We start from the raw sequence: 25,183 nt of genomic DNA on the forward strand, positions 1-25,183 counted from the left end.
CTCGGAGGCCCTGTGCACTGCCTGTGTTCAGGCAGGTTCCTTCCCCCGGAACACCACACTGTCCCCCCAACCCTTCCACCATGAGAACCACTCTCAAGCCCCTGCTCCGAGGAGGAGCGGCCGCTGCGGCGATCGCCATCGGCCTCTTCGGCACCTCCCAGCCGGCCCACGCCGTCACCGACGTCTTCCAGGAACTGTTCCTGTCGCTGGACGCCTCCGGCAGCATCGACAACAACGAATTCACGCTCTACAGAAACGGCTACGTCAACGCGTTCAAGGACGCCGCCGTCCAGGCGAGCATCGCCGAAACCTTCGCCTTTGGACGTGGCGGCCTTGCCATTGCCGTTGGCCAGTGGGCCACAACTGCTGCCCCGACCCTCGCGATCGACTGGAAGCACATCACGGACCTCACCACGGACGGTGTCAATGGCGGCACCTCCCTGAACAGCTTCATCACCGCCCTTGAGGGCATGGGCCGTCAGGGCGGCATTGGCACAGCGACCTGCATTGATTGCGGCATGTTCGCCGCCATCACGGCGATCGATACCAACGCCTTCACCACCACCCGTGCTAACGGTCGGGTGATCGACATCTCCACCGATGGGGTGGGGAACCGCGACCTGGATACCTGCCCCACCCAGGGCAACTACGCTCAGTGCGCCAAGGATCAACGGGCCAGTGCCGAGGCCAAGAACATCATCATCAATGGTCTGGGGGTCGGTGAGAGCGCCAGCGGCTTCCTGACGGCCAATGTGGCGACTGGCCCCAACGGAGGCACCAAAGCTGGCTTCGTCGAGACCGCTAGCGACTTCGACGACTTCCAAGCCGCCATCACCACCAAGCTGGTCCGCGAAGTGGGACCCAGTCCCGAGGATTCGGTGCCCGGCCCCGTGCCCGTACTGGGCGCCGCCGCCGCCTTCGGGTTCTCCCGCAAGCTGCGCCGCCGCATCCACAACACCGCCAACCTGCATCAGGGCTGATTCGCCGTCGCCGGCCGATCTCCCTCCAGCCCGGCCTTGCGCCGGGCTTTTTCATGGCTGGTCCTGGCCATCCTGACGCCCATCGAACAACCTGACTCCAGCCAAGCCTGATGTCCGAGCCGCCGCCCATGACCCCCCAGAGCGACCCCCAGCCCCCGGCCGATCGCGGTCCGGAAGCCCACGACCGGCCCAGCTCCGAGAACTACCCCGAAGAGGTCGCCATGGCCCTCCAATGGGGGGCCATCCTCCTGTTCGTCCTGTTCCTGGTGGGGCTGGCCGCCGCCGCCTGGCCCGTGAAGCTGATTGATCCCCTCTGGCTCCAGGCCGTGGGCGACAAGCTGCTCGCATCGGGGGCCATCGCCATGGTGGGCGCGGTGCTGATGCTGCTCGCCAGGCTCATCGATCCCCACGCGACGACAATCGAGGGGCGGGTGGTGCTGCTGCGGCGCCTCAGCTTCTGGGTCGCCTTCGGCTTCCTGCTGCTGGTTCCCGTGCAGATCTACAGCGGCATCAGCCTGCTGCGCCAGTTCAGGGCCAACGACAACCGGGAGCTGAACGCCTACATCGCCACCACCCGGGCCATCGAGGCCGCCCGCTCCTATGACGACATCCTCCGGGCCATGCGGCTGCTGCCCGGCCAGGCCCCGAACCTTCCCCCCTCCATCGACCTGCCCCTGGACGCCGTCAAGACCCGGCTCAGCAACGACCTCAATCCCTTCATCAAGCGCTACCAGAACAGCGCCGATGCCCTGGGCATGAAGCGGCTCAACGACTGGTTCGTCCAGCTGGCCAGAAACGTGCTCGCCGCCGTGCTGCTCTTCTGCAGTTTCGCCGCGATCGGCAAGCGCTTCGCCGCCCAGCCCACCCTGCTCCAGAACGTGCTCTCCGGCCGGTTGCTCTCCTCCTTCGCAAGCCGGCGGCATCAGGCGCCGCCGGAACTGGACGCGGCCATGCGGATGATGATGCCCGACGATCACGAGTCCCGCCGCTGAGGCCCGAGCCATCCCTCCGCCGGAACCACCCCCCTGGCTGAGCCAGGAGGCCATCGCCACCGCCGGGCACCTGATCGAGGGCCACCGGCTGGCCTTCGGCCGCCCCCTCCTCGCCGGCATTTCGGGAGACCGTTCACCGCTGCAGGCGGCGCAGGAACTGTTCGTGGCCACCACCGTCGTGCTCGCCCACGACGGTGGCGCCGATCCACGGCTGATCTACGCCAATCGGGCCGCCCTGGTGCTGTGGCGCCGCTCCTGGGGCGCCATGGTAGGCCTGCCCTCACGGCTCACGGCGGAGCCGGCCGAACGGCAGAGCCGGGCCCTCGCCCTGGAGCGGGCCCGCCAGGTCGAGGCCCTCGAGGGCTACGGCGGCATCCGCATCGACAGCGGCGGACGCCGCTTCCGGATCGAGAACGCCCGGCTGTGGACCCTGCGGGATTCCGGCGGCGTGCCCTGCGGCCAGACGGCCGCCTTCGGCCGCTGGTGGTGGCTGGAGCCACCCCGTTCCGGTTCTCCGCCCCCGCTGGCGTAGGGGCCGAACCCTGGCGGGGGGACCGAACCTGGGCCGTCGGTTCTCCCCCTCGAAGTCCACAGGCATGGCGGGCACATTGATCAGGCGGGTGGTTCCTCACCCGACCACACCCCACGCTCCCATCGGAAGCACCAACCATGCGCACGCTTCATCCCTCCCCCTTCGATCTGTTCGACCGGCTGGAGCAACAGCTGCAGACGGCCGAGCGTGTTCCCGCCGCCGAGATCCACGAAACCGAGGACAGTTACACCATTGCCCTCGAGCTCCCCGGCGTCGACCGCGCCTCCATCGACGTCAAGGCCACGGACCGGTCCCTGATCATCAGTGCCGAGCGCCGCTGCCAGCCGTCGGCCACCCCCACCGCGGCCGCCACCGCCACCACCCCTGAGGGCGGCAATGGCGAGACCACGGCCGCAGAAGGCCGGCGCCGCGCCCCGCTGCTGAGCGAGTTCCGCTACGGCACCTGGAGCCGCAGCTTCCGCTTCCCCGGGGGCATCCAGCGGGACGCCCTTGAAGCCCATTACCGCGATGGACTGCTGACGGTGACGGCGCCCAAGGCCCAGTCCCTGACGACGGTCAGCGTGAAGGTGGCCGACTGAGGCCCTCAGGCCTCAAGGCGCTGGGCGGAATCAAGGGAGAGGCCGATCACCGAGATGTAGCTGGTGGCTTCGATCCACCGGATCGTGCCCCTCAGGTCGTAGGTCTCTCCCTCCCCATAACCCACCACCACGTTGCAGGGCTGGCCGACGGCGTGCTTGTGGCCAGCCTCGATGGCGATCTTCAGTCCATCGGCGCTCAGGTCCAGCACCTCAGCGAACACCCCTTCGGTGGGTTGCATCGATTCGAGATGGAGCCGGGCCGTGGCCAGGCCGGTCGGAGGTTTGTAACGATGGGAACGCGAGGCCTCCTCAAGGCGCTTCTCCAGCCGTCGAAAGGCCTCCCGAAACCGTTCCAGGTCTCCGGTGGCCACCTATCCCCTCGACCGCGGAATGTTCCTGACCATTTTTCCAGGGTTCTGCGGGATACCCGCGCTTGGTCTAACAGACCGAAAAGCCTGCTGCCCTGCCTACAGTCTCACGTCTGCGGAAGGAGTCTGACCCCATGAGCAGCAGCACCGCCAGCGCCCCGACCACGCTGCCGTCCCCGGCGGAGGCCGCGGCCTCCCGGCTCAGCCTGCAGTGCGAGCCGATCGCCGCCGACACCACGGCGATCCGTTCCCTCGACTGGGACCGCAGTCGCTTCGACATTGAGTTCGGCCTGCGCAACGGCACCACCTACAACGCCTTCCTGGTGCGCGGCGAGCGCACGGCCCTGGTCGACACCAGCCACGCCAAGTTCCGCGACACCTGGATCCCCCTTCTGGAGGGTCTGATCGAACCCACGGCGATTGATCACCTGATCGTCTCCCACACCGAACCGGACCACTCCGGCCTGATCGGTGATCTGATCGACCGCCACCCGGACATCGAGATCGTCGGCTCCAAGGTGGCGATCCAGTTCCTCCAGGACCAGGTGCACCGGCCCTTCCGCAGCCGGGCGGTCAAGAGCGGCGACGAACTCGACCTGGGCGTCCATCCCGACAGCGGCGTGGGCCATCGCTTCAGCTTCCTCAGTGCCCCCAACCTGCACTGGCCCGACACGATCTTCTCCTTCGACCACGGCACCGGCATCCTCTACACCTGTGATGCCTTCGGCCTCCACTACTGCTCCGACGACCTGTTCGATGTCGACCCCGGCGCCATCGCGCCGGACTTCCGCTTCTACTACGACTGTCTGATGGCGCCCAACGCCCGCAGCGTGCTGCAGGCGCTCAAGCGCATGGACGGGCTGCCGGAGATCAACACGATCGCCGTGGGCCACGGACCCCTGCTGCGGGAGCACCTGCCGCTCTGGGTGGGCGACTACCGCGACTGGAGCGGCCAGCGCAGTGCCGGCGAGGCTTATGCGGCCATCTGTTACCTCAGCCAGTACGGCTTCTGCGACCGGCTCAGCCAGGCCATCGCCCGCGGCGTCGGCAAGGCCTCCGGCCAGGTGCAGCTCGTCGACCTGCGCGCCACTGATCCCCAGGAGCTTGCCGCCCTGATCGGTGAGGCCAGCGCCGTGGTGGTTCCCACCTGGCCCGCCTCCCCCGACGCCGACCTGCAGACGGCCATCGGCACCCTGCTGGCCGCCCTCCATCCCAAGCAGTGGGTGGGCTGCTACGACGCCTTCGGCGGCAACGACGAACCGATCGACACCCTGGTCGGCCAGCTGCGCAACCTGGGTCAGAAATGGGCGTTCGAGCCCCTGCGCATCCGCCAGGTTCCCGGCGGCGCCGACTACCAGCGCTGCGAGGAGGCCGGCACCGACCTGGGCCAGCTGCTCACCAAGGAGAAGACCATCGCCGCTATGAAGGCCCTCGACGGTGACCTGGACAAGGCCCTGGGACGCCTCAGCGGCGGCCTCTACATCGTCACGGCCCGGCAGGACGACGAGGCCGGCAGCCGCAGCGGCGCCATGGTGGCCAGCTGGGTGAGCCAGGCGAGTTTCGATCCGCCGGGACTCACGGTGGCGGTCGCCAAGGACCGGGCCATCGAGGCCCTGATGCAGGTGGACGACCGCTTCGTGCTCAACGTCCTGCGGGAGGACAACCACCAGCCCCTGCTGCGCCACTTCCTGCGCCGCTTCCCACCGGGGGCCGACCGCTTCGCCGGCGTGAATGTGCTCGAGGGCGTGGCCGCCGGCGGTCCCGTCCTGGGGGATGCCCTGGCCTACCTGGGCTGCCGGGTGACCCAGCGCATGGAAGGCCCTGACCACTGGATCATCTATGCGGTGGTGGAGGAGGGCAACGTGGCCGACACCACCGCCGCCACGGCCGTGCATCACCGCAAGGTGGGCAACCACTACTGATGACCACCACCCCATCCGCGTCCGATCGGCGCGTCATCACCCTGCCGGTCGAACCCGGCCTGCTCTGCCTGCGCGGCCTCAGCCCCAGGCGCCTGCGTTTCGAAGTCGAATACGGCCTCGAGCGGGGCACCACCGCCAACAGCTTCCTCTTCCAGCAGGGCGCCTCCGGTGGCGCCCCGGTGCTGGTGCACCCGCCGGGAGCCTCCTTCGCCGCCCCCTTCCTGGAACAGCTGGCCCTGCTGGTGCCGGCCGACGCGCCCCTCAAGGTGGTCGTGAGCCACGTCAACCCCAACCGGGTCGCCCTGCTGAAGCAGCTCGCGACGGGCTGGCCGGCCACGGTGCTGGTCGCCTCCAATCCAGGCGCCCAGGTGCTCGCCGAACTCTGGGAGCAGCAGCGGCCCGGGCCGGGGGGGGAGGGTGCCGCCCCCACCGACGCCGTGCCCCTGCCGACGATCGAGGTGGTCAAGCAGGAGACGAGCCGCACCCTCGCCGACGGCCATGTCCTCACCCTGCTGCCCACCCCCACCCCCCGCTGGCCCGGCGGCCTGATCGCCTTCGAGGCCACCACGGGGCTGCTGATGAGCGGCAAGTTCTTCGCTGCCCACCTCTGCACCGAGGACTTCGCCGAGGCGAACCGCACCAGCACCGAGGAGGACCGCCGGTACTACTACGACTGCCTGATGGCGCCGATGGCCCGCCAGGTGGAGACGGTGGTCGACCGTCTCGACGAACTGCCGATCCGCACGATCGCGCCGGGCCACGGCCCCGCCATCGCCCAGAGCTGGCGCAGCCTGCTGGCCGACTACCGCCGCTGGGGGGAGAGCCAGGAGCGGGCCAGCCTGTCGGTGGCCCTGCTGTACGCGAGCGCCTACGGCAACACCGCCGCCATCGCCGACGCCCTCTCCCAGGGGGTGGCGCGCAGTGGCGTGCGTGTCGAGAGCATCAACTGCGAATTCGCGCCTTCCGAGCAGCTGCTGGAGGCGATCCACTCCTGCGACGCCCTGCTGATCGGCTCACCCACCCTCGGGGGCCATGCCCCCACGCCAATCGTCTCGGCCCTCGGCACCGTGCTGGCCGAGGGCGACCGGGCCAAGCCGGTGGGGGTGTTCGGCAGCTTCGGCTGGAGCGGCGAAGCCATCGATCTGCTTGAAGCCAAGCTCCGCGACGGCGGCTTCCAGTTCGCCTTCGATCCGATCCGGGTGAAGTTCAGCCCGGATCTGGCCACCCTGCGGACCCTGGAGGAAACCGGCACCGCCCTGGGCCGCCGCCTGCGTCAACAGCATCGCCAGGCCCAGCGGCGCAGCACCGGCGGTGGTCTCACCGAAAGCCGCACCAACCCGGCGATCCAGGCCCTCGGCCGGGTGGTGGGGTCCCTGTGCGTGGTACTGGCCCGCAAGGGAGACGGCCCCGAGGCCATCGGTGGGGCGATGGTGGCCAGTTGGGTGAGCCAGGCCAGCTTCAGCCCACCCGGCTTCACCGTGGCCGTGGCCAAGGACCGGGCGATCGAGAGCCTGCTGCACGTGGGCGACGCCTTCTCCCTCAACGTGCTGGCGTCCGGCCGCGAAAGCGGCCCGATGAAGCGGTTCCTGCAGCCCTTCACCCCCGGGGCCGATCGCCTGGCGGGACTGGACCTGGACACCAGTCCCAGCGGCCAGCCCCTGCTGCCGGAGGCCCTGGCCTGGCTGGAGGCCCGGGTGAGCCAGCGGATGGAATGCGGCGACCACTGGCTGCTGTATGCCGAGGCCCTCAGCGGCGACCTGCTGGATCCGGCCGCCACGACGGCCGTGCACCAGCGCCGCAGCGGCGCCGCCTACTGAGTGCAGGCCTAGGCCGCGTGCGGCGGCGTGGGCGAGCCGCCACCGCCGGCCTGGAAGGGAAGCACGAGGGTGGCCCAGTGGTCGGGTCGTTCGGGACGGCGGCGCCGGGCCCGGCGCACCCCGAAGGGCACCCGCACCACGTTGGTGCCCTCCTCCCGCTGGCTGGCCTCGGGCAGATCCGGGGAAAGGATTCCCATGCCCGGCTCACCGCCTGAACTGTCGTTGCCGTTCATGAACCCCATGACAATGAAAGGCGGTTGCCATCGCCGTGTGGGGATGGCACAGCAATGATGCGCCATCCCGGGGAGAAAAGGTACCGCCGGAACACTCAGGCGGCCAGTTCGGGGATTGCCACTTCCTCGACGCTCGGGCAGGTGCAGACGAGGTTCCGATCCCCGAAGGCGTTGTCGATGCGGGCGACGGCGGGCCAGAACTTGGCCTGCCGCTGGCTCTCCCCGGCGGGGAAGGCCGCCTCGCTGCGGCTGTAGGCGCGATCCCAGTGGTCGGCGGTGACGGCCGCCAGGGTGTGGGGCGCCTGTTTGAGCGGGTTGTCGAGGGGGTCGGCGGCGCCGGTCTCGATGGCCCAGGCCTCGCGGCGGATCCCTTCCATGGCCGCGCAGAAGCGGTCGATCTCCGGCAGCGACTCGCTCTCGGTGGGCTCCACCATCACCGTGCCGGCCACGGGCCAACTGACGGTGGGGGCATGGAAGCCGTAGTCCATCAGCCGCTTGGCCAGATCATCCACCTCCAGGCCGCAGCTGCGCTTGAGGGGCCGCAGGTCGAGGATGCACTCGTGGGCCACCCGCCCGCCCCGACCCCGGTAGAGCACCGGGAAGTGGGGCTCAAGGCGCTCGGCGATCAGGTTGGCCGCCAGCAGGGCCACCTGGCTGGCGGTGCGCAGGCCCGAGCCCCCCATCATGCGGATGTACATCCAGCTGATCGGCAGGATGCCGGCACTGCCCAGGGGCGCCGCCGACACCGGGCCGATGGCCTGACCTGCCGCCCCCCCGGCGCTCGCGGCGGCCAGGGGGTGGGAGGGCAGGAACGGCACCAGGTGGGCCGCCACGCCGATCGGCCCCACCCCGGGGCCGCCACCGCCATGGGGGATGCAGAAGGTCTTGTGGAGGTTGAGGTGGCAGACGTCGGCGCCGTAGAGACCGGGTTTGCAGAGGCCCACCTGGGCGTTGAGGTTGGCGCCGTCCAGGTACACCTGGCCGCCGTGGTCATGCACCACCTGGCAGATGCGGCGGATGCCGGTCTCGAACACCCCATGGGTGGAGGGGTAGGTGACCATCAGGGCCGCCAGGTCGGCGGCGTGGGTGGCGGCCTTGGCCTCCAGATCGGCGATGTCGATGTTGCCCTGGGCGTCGCAGGCCACCGCCACCACCCGCATGCCCGCCATCACGGCGCTGGCCGGATTGGTGCCGTGGGCGCTGGTGGGGATCAGGCACACCTGGCGGTGGCCCTCGCCCCGGCTGCGGTGCCAGGCCCGGATCACCATCAGGCCGGCGTACTCGCCCTGGGAACCGGCATTCGGCTGCAGGGACACCCCCGCAAAGCCGGTGATCGCCCCCAGCCAGGCCTCCAGGTCGGCCACCAGGGCGGCGTAGCCGGCGGTCTGGTCGGCGGGGGCGAAGGGATGGATCTGGGCGAAGGCCGGCCAGCTCACCGGTGCCAGTTCGGCCGCGGCATTGAGCTTCATGGTGCAGCTGCCCAGGGGGATCATCCCGTGCACGAGGGACAGGTCCTTGCTCACCAGGCGCTGGATGTAGCGCAGCAGTTCCGTCTCGCTGCGATAGCGGTGGAACACCTCCTGGCGCAGCCAGGGGCGCTGGCGCAGGGGCACGCCGTCAAGCAGTTCCGCCAGGGGGCGGGCCTCCAGGGTGGACAGGCCAGCCCGCAGGGCCGCCTGGGCCGCTGCGGCGGCGGCGGCATCCGGCGCCAGGGCGGTGAGCAGGGCGGCCAGCTCCTCCGGCGTGGAGAGTTCATCGAGGCTGATGGCCAGGGCGGCTTCGCCGTCGTCGCCCCGGACCCCGCAGCGGAGGTTGAAGCCAGCGGCCACGGCCCGCTGGCGCAGGGCGGGGGCCGCGGCGGTGCGCACCACCACGGTGTCGAAGGCGGGCCCCGGATCGGCCGGCAGGCCAAGGGCGTCCAGCGCGAGCACCAGGCCGTGGCGCAGGACAGGCAGGCGACGGGCGATGGCCTCGAGGCCATCGGGACCGTGGTGGACGGCATAGAAGCTCGCCATCACGGCGAGCAGCACCTGGGCGGTGCAGATGTTGCTGGTGGCCTTGTCCCGCCGGATGTGCTGCTCCCGGGTCTGGAGGGCCAGCCGCAGCGCCGGGTTCCCCTCCGCATCCTTCGACTGCCCCACCAGGCGGCCGGGGATCTGGCGCTTGAAGTCCTCCCGGGTGGCGAAGAAGGCGGCGTGGGGCCCCCCGAACCCCATCGGCACGCCGTAGCGCTGCAGGCTGCCGACGGCGATGTCGGCACCCAGCGAACCCACCGGAGCCAGGAGCGCCTGGGCCAGGGGATCCACGGCCACCGTGGAGATCACGGCGCCGGAGCGGGCCGCCGCCAGCAGTGGCGAGGGATCCCAGAGCCGCCCCTCGACGCCGGGCAGCTGCAGCAGCAGGCCGAAGACGTCCTCGCCCAGGGCCCCCTCCGGGCTGTTGGTGGCGGCTTCGGCGTCGAAGGTCTCGATGACGATCCCCAGGGGCTCGGCCCGGGTGTGGAGCACGGCGAGGGTCTGGGGCAGGACGGCCCGGTCGACCAGGAAGCGGCGGGCGCTGTGGCGGGTCGTGACCGCCGCCGCCATCGCCATCGCCTCGGCGGCGGCGGTGGCCTCATCCAGCAGGGAGGCGTTGGCGATCGGCAGCCCCGTCAGCTCGCTGACCAGGGTCTGGAAATTGAGCAGGGCCTCCAGCCGCCCCTGGGCGATCTCCGCCTGGTAGGGGGTGTAAGCGGTGTACCAGCAGGGGTTTTCCAGCACATGGCGTTGGATCAGGGCCGGCGTCGCCGTGCCGTGGTAGCCGAGGCCGATGAGACTGCGCAGCACCTGGTTGCGGGAGGCCAGAGCCCCGAGTTCCTTCAGAGCCTGGGCCTCCGGGCAGGGGAGCGGCAGGCCGATCTCGGCCTCGTCCGGCGTCAGCAGGATGTCGGCGGGAACGACCTCGGCCGCCAGCTGATCAAGGGAACCGAGGCCGAGTTCCGCCAGCATCCGCTGCTGATCCTCGGGATCCGGACCCAGATGCCGGACCAGGAAGGAGGCGGACACAGGCGTTCGGGATGGAGGTGGCGGGATCCTAAGGACAATCAGCCCGCCTGCACCTTGGCTCCGTAGGTGGCGGCATCCATCAGGTCGTCGAGCTCGCCCGGGGCCCCGAGTCGCACCAGCAGCAGCCAACCCTCGCCGTAGGGATCGTTCTGGAGCTCCTCGGGGCTGGCCAGGACCGCCTCGTTGCGAGCCTCCACCGTGCCGCTCACGGGGGCCATCAGATCCTCCACCGCCTTCACCGATTCGACGCTGCCGAAGCTCGTGCCCCGCGCCAGGGCGGCCCCCACCGCCGGCAACTCGACGAAGACGATGTCCCCCAGCTGATCGACGGCGAAGGAACTGATGCCGAGCCGCACCAGGTCACCCTCCGGACGCACGTATTCGTGGCTCTCGGAGTAGCGGCAGTCGTCGGGGAAGGTGTGCGCCAAGGCCGGTGCGATGCGGAGAAGCGGCCCTCAGTCTGACCGAGCGGCGCAGACCGGAGCCGCCCCGATGTCACCAAGAGACGCCAGGGCGGCCAGAGCACGCTCGAGGGCCAGGGCCACGTGACCGTGGTGGGTGCCGCCCTGGGCATAGAGCACCCAGGGCTCCCGCAGCGGCGCGTCGGCGGAGAACTCGCTGGTGCTGCCGTCGATGAAGGTCCCGCCCGCCATCACCAGATCGCTGGCGTAGCCGGGCATCGGGGCCGGGACCGGATCCAGGTAGGCCCCCACCGGGGAGCAGCGCTGGAACGCCCGGCAGACGGCGATCAGCCGGTCGGGGTCGCCGAGCCGCACCGCCTGGATCACGTCGCTGCGCTCGGCCCCGGCGGAGGGGTTCACCGGGTAGCCCAGGCCGGCGAACACCTCGGCCACCAGATCGGCGCCGATCAGGGCCTCCGCCACCATCTGGGGGGCCAGGAACAGCCCCTGGAACAGCAGGCGGTACTGGTCGAAGCCGGTGCCGCCCTCGCTGCCGATGCCCGGGGCGGTGAGCCGGCAGCAGGCCATCTCCACCAGCTCCCGCCGGCCGGCCACGTAGCCGCCTGTTGGGGCGATGGTGCCGCCGAGGTTCTTGATCAGGGAGCCGGCGATCAGGTCGGCCCCCACGGCGGTGGGTTCCAGGTCCTGCACCAGTTCCCCGTAGCAGTTGTCGACGAAGCAGACGCACTCCGGCCGCAGCGCCCTGACCCGCTCGCAGAGGCGCCCGATCGTGGCCACCGAGAGCGAGGGGCGCCAGCTGTAGCCGCAACTGCGCTGGATCAGCACCATCCGCGTCTCAGGCGCCAGCGCATCCTCCAGGCCCGCCTCGTCCACCAGGCCGTCGGCCGTCAGGGGCAGCTCGTCGTAGGTGATGCCGAACTCGGCCAGGGACCCCTGGCCCGAGCCCCGCAGCCCGATCACCTCCTCGAGGGTGTCGTAGGGGCGGCCGGTGATCGCCAGCAGCCGGTCCCCGGGGCGCAGCACGCCGAACAGGGCGGCGGTGATGGCGTGGGTGCCGCTGACGAACTGGAGCCGCACGGCGGCGGCTTCGGCCTGCAGCACTCTCGCGAAGACCCGGTCCAGCACCTCCCGGCCCAGGTCGCCGTGGCCGTAGCCGCTGACCGAGGCGAAGTGATGCACGCCGAGGCGTTCGGCGGCGAAGGCGTCCAGCACCCGCGCCAGCCGGGGCCGGACGGCGGCGGTGCGGGCGGCGGCCACCGGGGCCAGCCGCTCGAGGGCGGCGGCGATGGTGTCGGCCGGGTCCGCCGTGTCAGTGGGGCCGGTGGGGCCGGTGGGGCCGGGACAGACCTGCTCCAAAGCCCTGGGGCCAGCAGGGGTCACTCTGCCATCGCTGCCGTGGGTCAGGATGGGAGGCCGAGCCCCAGACCACCCCCGCCCTTCCACCGGAGAACCGCTTGGTCGCACGATCCGAAGCCTCCCGATCAGGCCAGAGCGCCCGGACCGTGCGCGTGCCCCTGCAGGACGCCAGCCATTCCCGCAAGAAGGCCCAGCTGCTGGCGGCCATGGAGCGGCCCCGGCCGCCCCTGCCGGCGAACCAGCGCAAGTTCAAGACCGGCACCACCGGCTTTATGCTGGCCATCCACGTGGGGGCGGTCTTCGCCCTGTTGCCGCGCTTCTGGAGCCTCCAGGGGGTGATCGTGCTGGCGGTCCTCTACTGGGCCACGGTGCTGGGGGTGACCCTCGGGCTGCACCGGCTGGTGGCGCATCGGGGCTTCGAGGCGCCCCGCTGGGTGGAGCGGCTGCTGGTGCTGATGGGCACCCTGGCCTGCCAGAGCGGACCGATCGAATGGGTGGGCCTGCACCGGCACCACCACCTCTTCTCCGACCAGCCCAACGACCACCACGACGCCGCCCGCGGCCTCTGGTGGGCCCACAGCGAGTGGATGCTGCACAAGATCCCGGCCCTCACCGAGATCCACCGCTTCACCGGCGACATGGAGAAGGATCCCTTCTACCGCTGGCTGGACCGCTGGTTCCTGCTGCTGCAGTTGCCCCTGGGCGCCGCCCTCTACTGGTACGGCAACTGGGCGGGCGTCCATGGCGGCGGCCTGGGGCTGGTGCTCTGGGGCATCCCCCTGCGTCTGGTGCTCGTGTATCACGTCACCTGGCTGGTGAACTCCGCCACCCACGCCTTCGGCTACCGCAACTTCGACTGCCCCGATCGCTCCCGCAACTGCTGGTGGGTGGCCCTGCTCACCTTCGGCGAGGGCTGGCACAACAACCACCACGCCTACCCCCACTCGGCCCGCCACGGGCTGCGCTGGTTCGAGTTCGACATCACCTGGCAGCACATCCGCGCCCTGCGGGCCCTGGGCCTGGCCAGGAAGGTGCGCATCGCCCCGATCTTCGGCCGCCGCGCCGACGCGGCCGCCTGAATCCCTGAATCAGAGCTCGACCGGCTCCGCCGTCGCCGGAATCGCCGTGCCGATCTCGCGGCGGATGGCGGCCGCCAGATCGTCCGGGGCCTGGACGGCGCCGTCCCCCTGAAGTCGGCGGGCCCGCTGCCGCAGCAGCTCCAGGAAGCGGTCCGGGCCCAGCTCCTCCTCCCCCGCCGCCCCAAGGGCCGCCAGGGTGCGGCGCAGCTCGGGCAGCTCGGCGTCCAGTTCCACCGCCGTGTAGTCGCGCTGGCCGGCGATCACCTCGGCGAAGCGCTCCCGGCGCTGACGCTTGGCCACCGGATAGGCCGCCATCAGCCGGTCGCGGCAGTCCCGCCAGGGGCGGCCGGCGGTGAGCAGCTGGGCCAGGGCGGCGCTGAGCCCGGCGGCCTCCGCCTCCCCGATACGGAGGTCGAAGCTGGCCGGCGGCTGGCGGAAGCCCACGAACACCTCGAGCAGGGCCCCGGGCCCCAGCACCCGCTGCTGCTCGTCGCGCACCGGCAGGGCCGAACTGCAGAGGGCCTCCATGAGTTCGGGGTGGGCCGCCAGCAGGGTGCGCGCCGCCAGCGGCTCCAGCCGGCCCCCGGGGGCCTGGGCATCGAGCCACAGGTTGACGCCCCCCAGGGCCAGGAACACCTCCGGACCGGGGGAGGCCAGCTTGCCGTTGCGCAGCATCGAGAGCTGGGAGTTGTGCACCCGGCCCAGATCGAGGGCCTCGGCCAGCATCGGCAGAACCCGGTGAGACCAGCCGTTGCGCTCGTGCCAGACGCGGATCAGGTGGGCGAAGGCGACGCGACCAGATACGAGTTCGTCTCGATACCCCACTCGATCAGGATTCGTATTGCTACCATTGTAATCACTCAACAGGAGCCCGGTCCTTCATGGCCGTCACCCCCCTCTCCCGCCCCGGCATCCAGCCAGGTGCCCCAGCCGGCAACCGCCGCGATGCCGGCACCAAGGCCCGCCACACCCGCCGCCCCGCCACGATCAACCAGGGGGCCGACGCCCTGGTCCGGGCGCGGGCCCTGCACGACCCGCGCCGCGGCGAACCCCGAGGCGTCTCCCCCAAGGGCACCCGCTGGGGCACGATCGGCTTCATGGTCCTGATCCACGTCCTGGCGGTGGTGGCCCTGCTGCCCCGCTTCTGGAGCGTGGAGGCCGTGGCCGCCCTGCTGGTGATGTACTGGGTCACCGCCTGCCTGGGCGTCACGATCGGCTACCACCGGCTGCTGAGCCACCGCTCCTTCCGTGTTCCCCAGTGGCTGGAGCGCTTCTTCGCCACCTGCGGCGCCCTCAGCTGCCAGCACGGCCCCATCGACTGGGTCGGCCTGCACCGCCACCACCACAAGTTTTCCGATACGGAAGCGGATCACCACGACAGCAACAAGGGCTTCTGGTGGTCCCACATGGCCTGGATGTTCGAGGAGATTCCGGCGATGGCCGCCGTGCCCCGGCTCACGGGTGACCTGGCCACCGACCCCTACTACCGCTGGCTGAACAAGGGCTTCCTGCTGCTCCAGGTGCCCCTGGGCCTGCTGCTCTTCTGGATCGGCACCGTCACCGGTGCCGGCGGCTGGGCCCTGGTCCTGTGGGGCATCCCCCTGCGCCTGGTGATCGTCTATCAGTGCACCTGGCTGGTGAATTCGGCCACCCACATGTGGGGCGAGGCCGTCCACGACAGCGGCGACAAGTCGAAGAACAACCCCTGGGTGGCCGCCCTGACCTTCGGTGAGGGCTGGCACAACAACCACCACGCCTACCCCCATTCCGCCCGCCACGGCTTCGGCCCCCGCCAGTTCGACCTCACCTGGCAGCACATCCGCCTGATGCGCGCCCTGGGCCTGGCCACCCGGGTCCGCCTGCCCCGGGCGGCGGCCCCCACCGGCTCCATGTCGTAGGCTGGCCGATCGGATTTCAGATGGCTCAGCCGGGGCGTTGTCATGGTCAAGAAGCGTGTGCAGGTGGTCCTGAGCGAGGACATCCTTTCCCTGGGCAAAGACGGGGATCTGGTGGATGTCGCGCCCGGCTACGCCCGTAACTACCTCCTGCCCACCGGCAAGGCCCTGGCCGTCACGGCCGCGGTGCTGCGTCAGGTGGAGCACCGCCGGGCCAAGGAGGCGGAACGCCAGGCGGCCCTGAAGGCCGAGGCGATCGCCTTCCGCACCGCCCTCGACACCATCGGCCGCTTCACCGTCAAGAAGCAGACCGGCGGCGATGACGTCCTGTTCGGCACCGTCACCAACGGCGATGTGGCCGAAGCCATCGAGGCGGCCACCAAGAAGGAGGTCGACCGCCGCGTCATCACCGTCCCCGAGATCCATCGCACCGGTTCCTACAAAGTGCAGGTCAAGCTGCACCCCGAGGTCGTCGCCGACGTCAATCTGGAAGTGGTCAGCTACTGATCGGCCAACCGCGAACCGATCGTTTCCGCTCCAGGCGCCAGAGTGATCGTTCTCACCGGCGCCCGATCCCGACCGATCCGGCCATCTGTTCCGTGAGTCGCGTTCTGGAGTCCCGTCCATGGTGAGCGTGCCCCTGGCTGGTTCCGACCCATCCCGGCCCGATGGTCCGAGGTCGTCGGGCCGGCGCGACGAGCAGGCCGGCTTCGAGGCCCTGCCCGATTCGGTCCCGCCCCAGAACCTGGAGGCGGAGGAATCCGTCCTGGGCGGCATCCTCCTCGATCCCGATGCCATCGGCCGGGTCGCGGATGTGCTGCGCCCCGAGGCCTTCTATCTCGGTGCCCACCGCGAGATCTACCGCACCGCCCTGATGCTGCACAGCCAGGGCAAGCCCACCGACCTCACGGCCATGGCCGCCTGGCTCGCCGACACCGGCCAGCTGGAGAAGGTGGGCGGCAGCTCCCGGCTGGTGGAGCTGGTGGAGCGCACCCTCTCCACCGCCTCCATCGACCAGGTGGCCCGCCTGGTGATGGACAAGCACCTGCGGCGCCAGCTGATCCGCTCCGCCAACGAGGTGATCCGGCTCGGCTTCGACCAGAGCCTGCCCATGGAGCAGGTGCTCGATGAGGCTGAGCAGAAGATCTTCGCCATCAGCCAGGAGAAGCCCACCGCCGGCCTCACCCCCACCGCGGAGATCCTCACCAGCACCTTCAACGAGATCGAGAGCCGCTCCCTCGGCACCGCCGTCGCCGGCATCCCGGTCAACTTCTACGACCTGGACGCCATCACCCAGGGCCTGCAGCGCAGCGACCTGATCATCGTCGCCGGACGGCCCGCCATGGGCAAGACCTCGATCGTGCTCAACATCGCCAAGAACGTCGCCCAGCTGCACCAGCTGCCGGTGTGCGTGTTCAGCCTGGAGATGAGCAAGGAACAGCTCACCTACCGCCTGCTCTCGATGGAGGTGGGCATCGAAAGTGGCCGCCTGCGCACCGGCCGTCTGCAGCAGGAAGAATGGCCCCTGCTCGGCCAGGGCATCAACAGCCTCGGCCAGCTGCCCCTGTTCATCGACGACAAGCCCAATTCCGGCGTGCTCGAGATGCGCTCCCTCTGCCGGCGCCTGATGGCCGAAACCGGCAAGGAGCTGGGCCTGATCGTGATCGATTACCTGCAGCTGATGGAGGGAAGCACCCCCGACAACCGCGTCCAGGAACTCTCCCGCATCACCCGGGGCCTCAAGGGCATGGCCCGCGAACTGCACGTGCCCGTGATCGCCCTGTCCCAGCTCAGCCGCGGTGTCGAGTCCCGCACCAACAAACGCCCCATGCTCAGCGACCTGCGGGAATCGGGCTCGATCGAGCAGGACGCCGATCTGGTGCTGATGATCTACCGCGACGAGTACTACAACCCCGAAACCGCCGACCGCGGTATCACCGAAGTCATCGTCACCAAGCACCGCAACGGACCCGTCGGCACCGTGAAATTGCTGTTCGAACCGCAGTTCACCCGCTTCCGCAATCTGGCTGCATAGATTCCGCTGCATTGCGGCGCTGCATAGGGATATCCGCCGTATCCCTCCAGCGCAAGGCCTCCTAGGGTTGAGGGGGATGATCTGGTGGAGATGATCGAGTGGAGATATCTGTGCAGCATCATTCCTTCTGGTTTTATGTTATTGTCTTCTTCGCCATCATCCTGGCGCGCTATCTCGCCATGGCCGGTTTTGCCCACTGGCTTCTGTATCAGCGCCAGGAGGCCAGGGTCTCCGTCCTCAATGACATCCAGCTGTCCGTCATCTCCGCCGCCATCTTCTCCCTGGCCACCGCCCTGCTGATGACGTTGCAGGAGCAGGGCCTGACCCGTCTGCACAGCCAGATCCATGCCGAGAGCTGGTGGACCCTGCCCCTCAGCTACGTGGCCGTACTGGTACTGCAGGATGCCTACTTCTACGCCACCCACCGGCTGTTCCACCAGCCAAAACTGTTCCCCTGGTTTCACCGTGGCCACCACCGATCACGACAGCCCACACCCTGGACCTCCTTCGCCTTCGACCCCCTCGAAGCCGTTGTTCAGGCCCTGTTCCTGATCGGCATCGTGATGCTGATTCCCCTGCATTTCGCCACCCTGCTGGCGGTGCTCACCACGATGACGGTGTGGGCCGTGGTCAATCACCTGGGCCTGGAGGTGCTGCCGCTGAGCTTTCCCCACCACTGGCTGGGGCGTTGGCTGATCGGCCCAGCTCACCATTCCCTGCACCACCGGCGCCACGGCCAGCACTTCGGGCTCTATTTCACCTTCTGGGATCGGGTCTTCGGCACCGAGGATCCCGCCTACGCCGCCTCGCTGCAGCCACCGGTGCCCTGAGCGCGATCAGGCCAGATCGGCGGCCAGCACCACGGCGGCCAGGCGGGAGAGCTGCCCGATGGATTGATCGTGCTCCTGCGGGCTCGCCGCGGCGCAGGCGTCCTCCACCAGCACCACCCGGAAGTCCCGGTCATGGGCCTCCCGGACTGCCGCCTGCAGGGCCCAGGCGGTGCCGACACCCCCCAGCAGCAGCCGCTCGATCCCCGCAGCCCGCAGCAGCGTCGCCAGGGCGGTGCCGTGGAAGGGGCTCAGCCGGTGCTTCACCAGCACCGGGTCGCCAGGCTGCACCGCCAGATCGGCGTGGAATTCCGTGCCCCACTGGCCCAGCCGCAGGCCCCCCAGCTCCCGGGCCCGGCCCAGGAACGGGGCGTGGGCGGGCAGCTCCGGATAGCCGGCTCGGAAGGCCACCTTCACCAGGAGCGTGGGCCAGCCCCGGGCGCGGGCCCGCTCCAGCGCCTGGTTGGCCGCCGTCAGCACCCCGCGCCGCTGCACTTCGGCGGCGTACGTGGACATCGCCCCGTCGGGGTGGATCAGGTCGTTGATCAGATCGATCAGCACCAGGGCGGTACGCATGGGGGGTGCCTCGGGCGCAGGGCCCCATCATCGGCCGCCCGACCGTGTCCCCCAGCCCCACCGGCCCCGACAACGCCATACATTCAAAGGATGGCCCTGAGCGCAGACCCCACCGAACGCTTCGACCTGATCGTGGTCGGCGGCGGCCATGCCGGCTGCGAGGCGGCCCTCACCGCCGCCCGGCTCGGAGTGTCCACGGCCCTGTTCACACTCAACCTCGACCGCATCGCCTGGCAGCCCTGCAACCCGGCCGTGGGCGGCCCGGCCAAGAGCCAGCTGGTCCATGAGGTGGATGCCCTCGGTGGGGTGATCGGCCGGCTGGCGGATGCCACCGCCCTGCAGAAACGGCTGCTCAACGCCAGCCGCGGCCCGGCGGTGTGGGCGCTGCGGGCCCAGACCGACAAACGCCTCTACGCCCGCCAGATGCTGCAACTGCTGCAGCACACCCCCAACCTGGCCCTGCGCGAAGCGATGGTGACCGGTCTGGAGCTGGAGGGCGATCCCACCGGAGCCACCGATCCATCCGGCCCGCCGGCCCGGGTGATCGGGGTGCGCACCTACTTCGGCAGCGTCTACGGCGCCGGGGCCGTGATCCTCACCACCGGCACCTTCCTGGGGGGCCGCATCTGGGTGGGCAACCGCTCGATGGCAGCGGGCCGGGCGGGCGAGCAGCCCGCCGAAGGCCTCACCGAAGCCCTGCAGGCGCTGGGGTTCCGCACCGACCGGCTCAAGACCGGCACCCCCGCCCGCGTCGACCGGCGCAGCGTGGCCCTCGACCAACTGGAGGAGCAGCCCAGCGACGCCGCCGACCGCTTCTTCAGCTTCGATCCCACCGCCCGGGTGAGCGGCGAGCAGATGGCCTGCCACATCACCCGCACCACGGCGCCCACCCACCAGCTGATCCGCGACAACCTGCACCTGACGCCGATCTACGGCGGCTTCATCGACAGCAAGGGGCCCCGCTACTGCCCCTCGATCGAGGACAAGATCGTCCGCTTCGCCGATAAGGACAGCCACCAGATCTTCCTGGAGCCGGAGGGGCGCGACACGCCCGAGCTGTACGTCCAGGGTTTCTCCACCGGCCTGCCCGAGTCCCTGCAGCTGGCCCTGCTGCGGACGCTTCCTGGTCTGGAGGCCTGCGTGATGCTGCGCCCCGCCTACGCCGTCGACTACGACATCCTGCCGGCCACCCAGCTGCAGCCCTCCCTGGAGACCAAACGGGTACGGGGCCTGTTCTCGGCGGGCCAGCTCAACGGCACCACCGGCTACGAGGAGGCCGCCGCCCAGGGGCTGGTGGCCGGCCTGAACGCCGCCCGGCTGCTGGGGGGCCAGGACCCGGTGCATTTCCCCCGGGAGGGGAGCTACATCGGCACCCTGGTGGACGACCTGGTCACCCAGGACCTCAAGGAGCCCTATCGGGTGCTGACCAGCCGCAGCGAGTACCGCCTGGTGCTGCGCGGCGACAACGCCGACCGGCGGCTCACGCCCCTCGGCCGCCGGCTGGGCCTGATCGACGAACGGCGCTGGCGCCTGTTCGAGCAGAAGCAGGCCGCCATCGACGCCGAGAAACAGCGGCTGGAAACGGTGCGGCTCAAGGCCTCCGATCCCGCCGCCGCCGCCGTGGCCGACGCCACCGGCGGCGGCATCAACGGCTCGATCACCCTGGCCGATCTGCTCCGCCGGCCGGGCCTGCACAGCGAGGATCTGGTGCGGCTGGGTCTGGCCGATCCGGATCTGCCGATCGACGTGCGCGACGGCGCCGAGATCGACATCAAGTACAGCGGCTATCTGGCCCGCCAGGAACAGCAGATCGCGCGGGTGCGGCGCCAACACGAGCGGGCCATCCCCGCCGGTGTCGACTACGCCGCCATCGGCACCCTTTCGGCGGAGGCCCGCGAGAAGCTGGCGGCCATCCAGCCCCACAGCCTGGGCCAGGCCTCCAGGATTCCCGGCGTCAGCCCCGCCGATGTCAACGCCCTGTTGCTCTGGCTGGAACTGCAGCGGCGCCGGGAGCAGTCGGGCCCTCGTCAGACCGTGGAAGCATCGTTACAGTGACGCACGCCTGACGCCGAGGACTGCAGATGAGCCCCTCCCCTCGGCGTCCCCTGCGCGGCATCCCCACCTCCCGCGCCTACTGGGAGCTGAAGGCCGAGCAGATGATGAACCGGGTCTTCGACCCGGAGGCCACCATCGATCTCGACGTGGCCTCCCAGGCCGATGTTCCCCCGCCCCTGCCCCTGGCCCCGCCGGTGCGGCGGCTGCGGGGTCGGCCCGCCACCCCGGCCCCGGCCCCATCGCGGGCCGACCGCAACACCCTGCTGCTCACGGCCATGGGCGGGGTCTGCATGGTCAGCGTCGCCAGTTCGGTGCTGTACCTCACCCACTCCAGCCGCATGCAGCAGGCCCTCAGCCAGGAACGCAGCCTGCTTCTGGTGGAGCGGCTGCGCAGCCTCGGCCCGGCCAACCCGGCCCCGCTCGGAGCTGGTGTCGGAGCCAGCCTGGCCGGCGGCCCGTCCGTCCTGCCGCTCGCCGGCGACCAGCTGCCGCCGCCCCCGGAGGAACCCTGGATCGAGCAGCTCTCCCAGCTGCCCCAGCCGGAGGGCTCGAGGGCCCCTGTGCTGCGGGTGCCGGTGAGCCCGAAACTGGCCGCCGCCGCGCCCCCCGCCACCGGTAGCGGTGGTGGTGGCAACGGCTACGGCGAACGCAGCGCCACCCCAGCCAGCGGGCCCGTGCCCGAACTGGTGGGGGTGGTGGGGTCGGCGGGACGGCCGGCGTCGGCGATCTTCCAGATGGGGGGCAGCTCCACCAGCGTCAGCGTCGGCGAGGCGATCGGCTCCAGCGGCTGGCGGCTTCGCTCCGCCGACGGCGACACCGCCATGATCGAACGGGGTGGTGAGGTGCGGCGCATCTCGATCAGCAACGGCTACTGATCTGCCCCCCGGCCCGCCATGAACCAAGTCACCGGCGGCCTGCTGCCGTCCCCCACGAGCCTGTGGCAGGCCAGTGCCGCCGAGCGACCGCAGCCGCCGGTCGGCGGCGAGCTTGAGCTCAGCGGCCCCTGGACGCTGCTGCTGCTCGGGGACGGCAGCCCGACACGCCATCTGCAGCTGCTCACCGGCCATCCCGTGGAGGTGGAGCTGATCGCCATGGCCTCCGAAGCGGCGGTCTCCGCCGGGGCGCCGACGGAGGTGGCCCAGCTGGCCGAGCCCCTGCTGCGGCGCCAGGTGTGGCTCACCTGCGGGCCCCAGACCCTGGGCTGGGCCGAGAGCTGGTGGAACCAGGCCGAAGCGGAGGCCCATCTGCAGGATCGCCGGCTGCCGATCTGGCGCAGCCTCTCGGCGGGACGGGCGGAGCTGTACCGCGAGGTGGATGGCCTCGGCCAGGTGCAGGAGCCCTGGCTGGCGGAGCGTTTCGGCTGCGAGGGCCCCTTCTGGAGCCGGCATTACCGCTTCTTTCGCCACGGGCGGGCGCTCACCGTGATCCGGGAGGTGTTCTCCCCGGCGCTGGAGCGCTGGCTGGGACCGGCCCAGGCGGGATCTGATCGTAAAGACTCATCAATTCAGTAACGCCGTGTGGCGGTTTGCTGTTGACGAATTGACGCTCCAGGCTCCCTGGCCAGGATTCGGTCATTCGAAACCGGACCATGGCCACCCGCCACAGCGCCCAGACCCCGCCGGGGGGGGACTGGCTCACCCTCACCGAACTGGGCCGCCGCTACGGCGTTTCCGCCGTCCACACCGGAAAGCTGCTGGTGGCCTCCGGGCTGCGCCGCAGCAGCGGCGAACCGACCGCCGAAGCCCTGGCGGCCGGCCTGGCCATGCGTCCCCAGCCGGGCCATCACCACTCCAGCCTCTGGCTCCACCAGGGCTGTGCCCCCCATCTTGAGCGGCTGGGGCTGGTGCCCCAGGCCCAGCGCACCATGGTGAGCCTGTGGGCCGATCTGCTCAGCGCGCTCCAGAACGGCTCCCCGTCGATCAGCATCTCCGCCGAGGAGATGGCCGTGGATGTTCCCCGCGACCTGGTGAAGCCGGTCAACAGGGAACTGCGTCAGCGAGGCTGCAGCTTCCGGGTCAACCCGAAGCTCAGGACAGCCGCAGGGCCTGGGCCTGCTTGCTCGCCTGCTCGAGCATCTGACGCAGCCGGTCCTCGTCGGTATGGCTGAGGTTGGTGCGCAGCAGCTTGGCGTGGGGCGCATGAACCCGCAGCCGCTCGATCAGCCGGTCGGGGGTGGCGTCGCGCAGCAGCAGGCAGAGGGCTGCACTGCCGGGGGGAAGGGTCTGGCCGACCTCCCGCATGAAGTTGTCGTTGATGCCCAGATCCGAGAGGGAGCCTGAAGCGGCCCCCAGACCGGCACCGACGGCGGCCCCGAGCAGGGGATTGAGGAACAGCAGGCCGACGAGGGTGCCCCAGAAGCCACCCCCGAGGGCACCGGCCTTGGTGAGGTTGAGCGACTGGTGCAGGCGCACCTTGCCGTCCGGCTCGGCCTCGACGACGACCGCATCCTCGAGGGCGATCAGTTCCTCCTTCTGGATCTCCACCAGCTGACGCCGCACCTGGTCGGCCTCTTCAACGGACGGAAACCCAACCACCACCAGGCTGCTCATGGCCGACATCCCTTCAGGTACGACGTCAGTCCTAACCCACGACCTGCCGACATGGAGGTGTCGGCGGCTCAGGCACGACGGCGGCTGGAGCGGGGCAGCGGCCGGCCGGAGGGCGCAGGGGGGAAAGCCGTGTCCGGCTCGTCGGAACCTTCGGGGCGCTGCCAGCGGGGCAGGGTGAAGCTGTCGTCATCGGGCCAGTCATCGTCGGCGATGGGGGGACGGGACGGCGGAGCAGGGCGGCCGCGCCGGGACACCGCCTCGAGCATCGGTCGTCGGGACCGGAGGGGAGCCGGTGGCGGCTCCGGGGCCCCGGGGGCGCCGCGGTCGCTCTCCTGCCAGGGTTCCCTCCAGTCGTCGCTGTCGTCGAGCAGCCAGTCGAGGCGGCCCTCCACCCAGCGGCCGAGGTCGTCGATACGGGGCCGCAGCGGAGGGCGACGCTCGCCCCCCCGCCCGGCGGGACGGCCACCGGGCCGGGACCCCGCCACCCCCTCGACGAACTGGCGACCGGCCGTCACCCAGCGATCCACGCGCTGATCGAGGGGATCGCCGCCGCCACGGGGCCGCCGGGGCCCTTCACGCTCCCGTCCATCGCGCGGCTGCAGGTCGCGATCACGCCATTCCCGTTCTCGGGGGTCACGATCACGGGATTCGCGTTCTGGGGGTTCGCGTTCTGGGGGTTCGCGGTCGGTGGGATCGCGGTCCCAGGGATCCCGTTCGCGGCCGTCGCCCTGATCCATCGGATGCATCAGGCCAATTTAGCGGCGCCGGCCGGACAGCCAGTGCTCCCGCCCCATCCCCACCAGGGCAATGGTGAAACCGCCCCATTCCAGGGTCCACAGAAACGTCGCCATCGGCCCCAACACCTGCGCCAGAACCTAGGCGGTGTTGGGCTCGAACACCAGCAGGCAGCTCGCATCCCAGCGTCCACCATGAAGACGCTCACAGCAGTGGCGGCAGGCCAGACCCTGCCGGCGGCGCTGGTAGGGCGTGCGGCTGTCGCAGCGCGGGCAGCGGGCGATCCAGCGGCTGGCCGCCACCGGCAGGGGATAGCGGTGCCGCAGGCTCACCTGAAAGTCGTCCTGGGCCCGGTTGATCTGCTCCATCCGGGTTCGGAAGCGGGGGCCATGGACCTCCTGCTCCGCCAGCACCCGATCCACCCAGGCGTGGATCATCTCGTGGCAAAGGGTGCCCAGGGTGGCCTGCCGCGGCAGCGGCTCCAGCAGGGGGCGGGAGAGGACGATCTCGCAGAGGTCACGCCCGTCGGCCAGACGTCCCCGCCGGTAGAGCCCGGCGGTGCGGGTGAGGCGGCCGTCGCTCCAGCGGACGTCCACCAGGGGCCGGTTCTCCCGGGTGAGCTGGCCGTCGAAGTGCTCGCGGTTGAGCCGGTGGAACAGGGGCAGCAGCGGTTCCAGGGGCATCGGCCCATTCTGGTGGGGTCGTCCGTCAGACTCTGGAACGCTGCGAACGGATGGGATCACCATGGACTGGGGACTGGCCCGCGACATCGGCACCAAGCTCCTGCTCGCGGGGGCCGGGGGTCTGCTGCTCTATTGGACCGTCTCGGCGGTGCGGCTGGTGCTCAGCGCCCGGGGTATCAATCCGCTGATCAAGCAGTTCTTCACCCAGGTGGCCTCCGGCCAGGTGGACGGCGCCTACCTGCTCACCACCCGCAACTACCGCTCCCACGTCAACCGCCAGCAGTTCATCCGCTTCCTGGCCGGGCTGCAGCTCAACAAATACCGCAACCTCAAGTCCGGCCGGCCCCGGCTGCAGGAGGGCCAGGTGATCCTCACGGTGAAGCTCAAGAGCGACGGCAAGGAGGAGCTGCCCCTCGATTTCACCTTCGTGAAGGTGGAGGAGACCTGGCGGGTGGATCGCATCACCAAGCTGGCGGCCGCCTGA

General features: G+C 70.4%; 26 protein-coding genes. 16 read left to right on the forward strand and 10 right to left on the reverse strand.

The window, feature by feature from the left end; translation table 11 throughout:
• Positions 1 to 80: 80 nt before the first annotated feature.
• The 4 genes from VB738_RS01090 to VB738_RS01105 all read left to right on the forward strand — a co-directional run bounded on the left by VB738_RS01090 (position 81) and on the right by VB738_RS01105 (position 3,103).
• Positions 81 to 980: a DUF1194 domain-containing protein gene (locus VB738_RS01090; protein WP_323303976.1), complete on the forward strand. Its 900-nt coding sequence runs from the start codon at positions 81 to 83 to the stop codon at positions 978 to 980.
• Between the two features lie 128 nt (positions 981 to 1,108).
• Complete coding sequence (locus VB738_RS01095; protein ID WP_323303977.1) at positions 1,109 to 1,972, forward strand: hypothetical protein; 864 nt, start codon at positions 1,109 to 1,111, stop codon at positions 1,970 to 1,972.
• A gap of 73 nt (positions 1,973 to 2,045) precedes the next feature.
• The gene (locus VB738_RS01100; RefSeq protein WP_323304390.1) at positions 2,046 to 2,504 is read left to right on the forward strand and encodes an MEKHLA domain-containing protein; all 459 of its coding nucleotides are present in this window, start codon (positions 2,046 to 2,048) and stop codon (positions 2,502 to 2,504) included.
• Positions 2,505 to 2,641: 137 nt separating this feature from the next.
• Positions 2,642 to 3,103, forward strand: coding sequence for an Hsp20/alpha crystallin family protein (locus VB738_RS01105; RefSeq protein WP_323303978.1), 462 nt, complete (start codon positions 2,642 to 2,644; stop codon positions 3,101 to 3,103).
• 5 nt (positions 3,104 to 3,108) lie between these two features.
• Here the strand turns inward: VB738_RS01105 and VB738_RS01110 are convergent, their stop codons facing one another.
• Positions 3,109 to 3,474, reverse strand: a complete 366-nt coding sequence (locus tag VB738_RS01110) for a PilZ domain-containing protein (RefSeq protein ID WP_323303979.1) — start codon at positions 3,472 to 3,474, stop codon at positions 3,109 to 3,111.
• Positions 3,475 to 3,605: 131 nt separating this feature from the next.
• On the opposite strand from VB738_RS01110, the gene VB738_RS01115 reads away from it, so the two are divergent.
• Complete coding sequence (locus VB738_RS01115; protein ID WP_323303980.1) at positions 3,606 to 5,393, forward strand: diflavin flavoprotein; 1,788 nt, start codon at positions 3,606 to 3,608, stop codon at positions 5,391 to 5,393.
• On the forward strand, positions 5,393 to 7,210 hold the full coding sequence (locus VB738_RS01120) for a diflavin flavoprotein (RefSeq protein ID WP_323303981.1): 1,818 nt from the start codon (positions 5,393 to 5,395) through the stop codon (positions 7,208 to 7,210). Before VB738_RS01115 ends, VB738_RS01120 begins: the two co-directional genes overlap by 1 nt.
• 8 nt (positions 7,211 to 7,218) lie before the next feature.
• Here VB738_RS01120 and VB738_RS01125 read toward each other — a convergent pair whose 3' ends face one another.
• From VB738_RS01125 to VB738_RS01140, 4 genes are all read right to left on the reverse strand, one after another.
• Positions 7,219 to 7,407 (reverse strand): hypothetical protein, encoded by a 189-nt coding sequence (locus VB738_RS01125; protein WP_323303982.1) that lies wholly within the window; start codon positions 7,405 to 7,407, stop codon positions 7,219 to 7,221.
• A gap of 131 nt (positions 7,408 to 7,538) precedes the next feature.
• Positions 7,539 to 10,430, reverse strand: a complete 2,892-nt coding sequence (gcvP, locus tag VB738_RS01130) for an aminomethyl-transferring glycine dehydrogenase (protein ID WP_416233146.1) — start codon at positions 10,428 to 10,430, stop codon at positions 7,539 to 7,541.
• 95 nt (positions 10,431 to 10,525) lie between these two features.
• Positions 10,526 to 10,915: a glycine cleavage system protein GcvH gene (gene gcvH, locus VB738_RS01135; protein WP_323303984.1), complete on the reverse strand. Its 390-nt coding sequence runs from the start codon at positions 10,913 to 10,915 to the stop codon at positions 10,526 to 10,528.
• A 27-nt stretch (positions 10,916 to 10,942) separates the two neighbouring features.
• Positions 10,943 to 12,265 (reverse strand): aminotransferase class I/II-fold pyridoxal phosphate-dependent enzyme, encoded by a 1,323-nt coding sequence (locus VB738_RS01140; RefSeq protein ID WP_323303985.1) that lies wholly within the window; start codon positions 12,263 to 12,265, stop codon positions 10,943 to 10,945.
• A 206-nt stretch (positions 12,266 to 12,471) separates the two neighbouring features.
• Between VB738_RS01140 and VB738_RS01145 the strand changes: the two genes are divergently transcribed.
• On the forward strand, positions 12,472 to 13,344 hold the full coding sequence (locus tag VB738_RS01145; protein WP_323304391.1) for an acyl-CoA desaturase: 873 nt from the start codon (positions 12,472 to 12,474) through the stop codon (positions 13,342 to 13,344).
• A 9-nt stretch (positions 13,345 to 13,353) separates the two neighbouring features.
• Here VB738_RS01145 and VB738_RS01150 read toward each other — a convergent pair whose 3' ends face one another.
• The gene (locus VB738_RS01150) at positions 13,354 to 14,169 is read right to left on the reverse strand and encodes a hypothetical protein (RefSeq protein WP_323303986.1); all 816 of its coding nucleotides are present in this window, start codon (positions 14,167 to 14,169) and stop codon (positions 13,354 to 13,356) included.
• 56 nt (positions 14,170 to 14,225) lie between these two features.
• Here VB738_RS01150 and VB738_RS01155 point away from each other — a divergent pair, with 56 nt between their 5' ends.
• The 4 genes from VB738_RS01155 (at position 14,226) to VB738_RS01170 (ending at position 18,104) form a co-directional block, all read left to right on the forward strand.
• Positions 14,226 to 15,242 carry an acyl-CoA desaturase gene (locus VB738_RS01155; RefSeq protein ID WP_323303987.1) on the forward strand — a complete coding sequence of 339 codons (1,017 nt, stop codon included), beginning with the start codon at positions 14,226 to 14,228 and terminating at the stop codon, positions 15,240 to 15,242.
• Between the two features lie 42 nt (positions 15,243 to 15,284).
• Positions 15,285 to 15,746 carry a 50S ribosomal protein L9 gene (rplI, locus tag VB738_RS01160; protein WP_106219480.1) on the forward strand — a complete coding sequence of 154 codons (462 nt, stop codon included), beginning with the start codon at positions 15,285 to 15,287 and terminating at the stop codon, positions 15,744 to 15,746.
• Between the two features lie 118 nt (positions 15,747 to 15,864).
• Complete coding sequence (gene dnaB, locus VB738_RS01165; RefSeq protein WP_323303988.1) at positions 15,865 to 17,274, forward strand: replicative DNA helicase; 1,410 nt, start codon at positions 15,865 to 15,867, stop codon at positions 17,272 to 17,274.
• A 110-nt stretch (positions 17,275 to 17,384) separates the two neighbouring features.
• Positions 17,385 to 18,104, forward strand: a complete 720-nt coding sequence (locus VB738_RS01170) for a sterol desaturase family protein (protein ID WP_323303989.1) — start codon at positions 17,385 to 17,387, stop codon at positions 18,102 to 18,104.
• 6 nt (positions 18,105 to 18,110) lie between these two features.
• Here VB738_RS01170 and VB738_RS01175 read toward each other — a convergent pair whose 3' ends face one another.
• Complete coding sequence (locus VB738_RS01175; protein WP_323303990.1) at positions 18,111 to 18,677, reverse strand: isochorismatase family cysteine hydrolase; 567 nt, start codon at positions 18,675 to 18,677, stop codon at positions 18,111 to 18,113.
• 90 nt (positions 18,678 to 18,767) lie between these two features.
• Between VB738_RS01175 and mnmG the strand changes: the two genes are divergently transcribed.
• The 4 genes from mnmG (at position 18,768) to VB738_RS01195 (ending at position 22,839) form a co-directional block, all read left to right on the forward strand.
• Entirely contained in the window at positions 18,768 to 20,732 is a 1,965-nt protein-coding gene (gene mnmG, locus VB738_RS01180) for a tRNA uridine-5-carboxymethylaminomethyl(34) synthesis enzyme MnmG (protein ID WP_323303991.1), read from the forward strand.
• 26 nt (positions 20,733 to 20,758) lie between these two features.
• Complete coding sequence (locus tag VB738_RS01185; RefSeq protein WP_323303992.1) at positions 20,759 to 21,607, forward strand: hypothetical protein; 849 nt, start codon at positions 20,759 to 20,761, stop codon at positions 21,605 to 21,607.
• An 18-nt stretch (positions 21,608 to 21,625) separates the two neighbouring features.
• Positions 21,626 to 22,243: a chorismate lyase gene (locus VB738_RS01190; protein WP_323303993.1), complete on the forward strand. Its 618-nt coding sequence runs from the start codon at positions 21,626 to 21,628 to the stop codon at positions 22,241 to 22,243.
• A 77-nt stretch (positions 22,244 to 22,320) separates the two neighbouring features.
• A complete protein-coding gene (locus tag VB738_RS01195) occupies positions 22,321 to 22,839 on the forward strand; it encodes a hypothetical protein (protein ID WP_323303994.1) in 519 nt (172 codons plus the stop codon).
• Here VB738_RS01195 and VB738_RS01200 read toward each other — a convergent pair.
• The 3 genes from VB738_RS01200 to VB738_RS01210 all read right to left on the reverse strand — a co-directional run bounded on the left by VB738_RS01200 (position 22,760) and on the right by VB738_RS01210 (position 24,699).
• The gene (locus VB738_RS01200) at positions 22,760 to 23,281 is read right to left on the reverse strand and encodes a DUF1269 domain-containing protein (RefSeq protein WP_323303995.1); all 522 of its coding nucleotides are present in this window, start codon (positions 23,279 to 23,281) and stop codon (positions 22,760 to 22,762) included. The genes VB738_RS01195 and VB738_RS01200 overlap by 80 nt on opposite strands.
• A gap of 68 nt (positions 23,282 to 23,349) precedes the next feature.
• A complete protein-coding gene (locus VB738_RS01205) occupies positions 23,350 to 24,027 on the reverse strand; it encodes an RNA helicase (RefSeq protein ID WP_323303996.1) in 678 nt (225 codons plus the stop codon).
• Between the two features lie 129 nt (positions 24,028 to 24,156).
• Complete coding sequence (locus tag VB738_RS01210; RefSeq protein WP_323303997.1) at positions 24,157 to 24,699, reverse strand: SprT family zinc-dependent metalloprotease; 543 nt, start codon at positions 24,697 to 24,699, stop codon at positions 24,157 to 24,159.
• A gap of 61 nt (positions 24,700 to 24,760) precedes the next feature.
• Between VB738_RS01210 and VB738_RS01215 the strand changes: the two genes are divergently transcribed.
• Positions 24,761 to 25,183 carry a hypothetical protein gene (locus VB738_RS01215; RefSeq protein ID WP_254946742.1) on the forward strand — a complete coding sequence of 141 codons (423 nt, stop codon included), beginning with the start codon at positions 24,761 to 24,763 and terminating at the stop codon, positions 25,181 to 25,183.

The organism is Cyanobium gracile UHCC 0139 (genome assembly GCF_034931325.1).
Taxonomy (GTDB): Bacteria; Cyanobacteriota; Cyanobacteriia; order PCC-6307; family Cyanobiaceae; genus Cyanobium; species Cyanobium gracile_B.

Excerpts from the sequence above, each read along its gene's own strand:
- VB738_RS01090 (WP_323303976.1), top strand. The coding sequence starts at position 81 with ATGAGAACCACTCTCAAGCCCCTGCTCCGAGGAGGAGCGGCCGCTGCG.
- VB738_RS01095 (WP_323303977.1), top strand. The coding sequence starts at position 1,109 with ATGACCCCCCAGAGCGACCCCCAGCCCCCGGCCGATCGCGGTCCGGAA.
- VB738_RS01105 (WP_323303978.1), top strand. The coding sequence starts at position 2,642 with ATGCGCACGCTTCATCCCTCCCCCTTCGATCTGTTCGACCGGCTGGAG.
- VB738_RS01115 (WP_323303980.1), top strand. The coding sequence starts at position 3,606 with ATGAGCAGCAGCACCGCCAGCGCCCCGACCACGCTGCCGTCCCCGGCG.
- VB738_RS01120 (WP_323303981.1), top strand. The coding sequence starts at position 5,393 with ATGACCACCACCCCATCCGCGTCCGATCGGCGCGTCATCACCCTGCCG.
- VB738_RS01125 (WP_323303982.1), bottom strand. The coding sequence starts at position 7,407 with ATGGGAATCCTTTCCCCGGATCTGCCCGAGGCCAGCCAGCGGGAGGAG.
- gcvP (WP_416233146.1), bottom strand. The coding sequence starts at position 10,430 with ATGCTGGCGGAACTCGGCCTCGGTTCCCTTGATCAGCTGGCGGCCGAG.
- VB738_RS01145 (WP_323304391.1), top strand. The coding sequence starts at position 12,472 with ATGGAGCGGCCCCGGCCGCCCCTGCCGGCGAACCAGCGCAAGTTCAAG.
- VB738_RS01155 (WP_323303987.1), top strand. The coding sequence starts at position 14,226 with ATGGCCGTCACCCCCCTCTCCCGCCCCGGCATCCAGCCAGGTGCCCCA.
- rplI (WP_106219480.1), top strand. The coding sequence starts at position 15,285 with ATGGTCAAGAAGCGTGTGCAGGTGGTCCTGAGCGAGGACATCCTTTCC.
- dnaB (WP_323303988.1), top strand. The coding sequence starts at position 15,865 with ATGGTGAGCGTGCCCCTGGCTGGTTCCGACCCATCCCGGCCCGATGGT.
- VB738_RS01175 (WP_323303990.1), bottom strand. The coding sequence starts at position 18,677 with ATGCGTACCGCCCTGGTGCTGATCGATCTGATCAACGACCTGATCCAC.
- mnmG (WP_323303991.1), top strand. The coding sequence starts at position 18,768 with ATGGCCCTGAGCGCAGACCCCACCGAACGCTTCGACCTGATCGTGGTC.
- VB738_RS01185 (WP_323303992.1), top strand. The coding sequence starts at position 20,759 with ATGAGCCCCTCCCCTCGGCGTCCCCTGCGCGGCATCCCCACCTCCCGC.
- VB738_RS01190 (WP_323303993.1), top strand. The coding sequence starts at position 21,626 with ATGAACCAAGTCACCGGCGGCCTGCTGCCGTCCCCCACGAGCCTGTGG.
- VB738_RS01195 (WP_323303994.1), top strand. The coding sequence starts at position 22,321 with ATGGCCACCCGCCACAGCGCCCAGACCCCGCCGGGGGGGGACTGGCTC.
- VB738_RS01200 (WP_323303995.1), bottom strand. The coding sequence starts at position 23,281 with ATGAGCAGCCTGGTGGTGGTTGGGTTTCCGTCCGTTGAAGAGGCCGAC.
- VB738_RS01205 (WP_323303996.1), bottom strand. The coding sequence starts at position 24,027 with ATGCATCCGATGGATCAGGGCGACGGCCGCGAACGGGATCCCTGGGAC.
- VB738_RS01210 (WP_323303997.1), bottom strand. The coding sequence starts at position 24,699 with ATGCCCCTGGAACCGCTGCTGCCCCTGTTCCACCGGCTCAACCGCGAG.
- VB738_RS01215 (WP_254946742.1), top strand. The coding sequence starts at position 24,761 with ATGGACTGGGGACTGGCCCGCGACATCGGCACCAAGCTCCTGCTCGCG.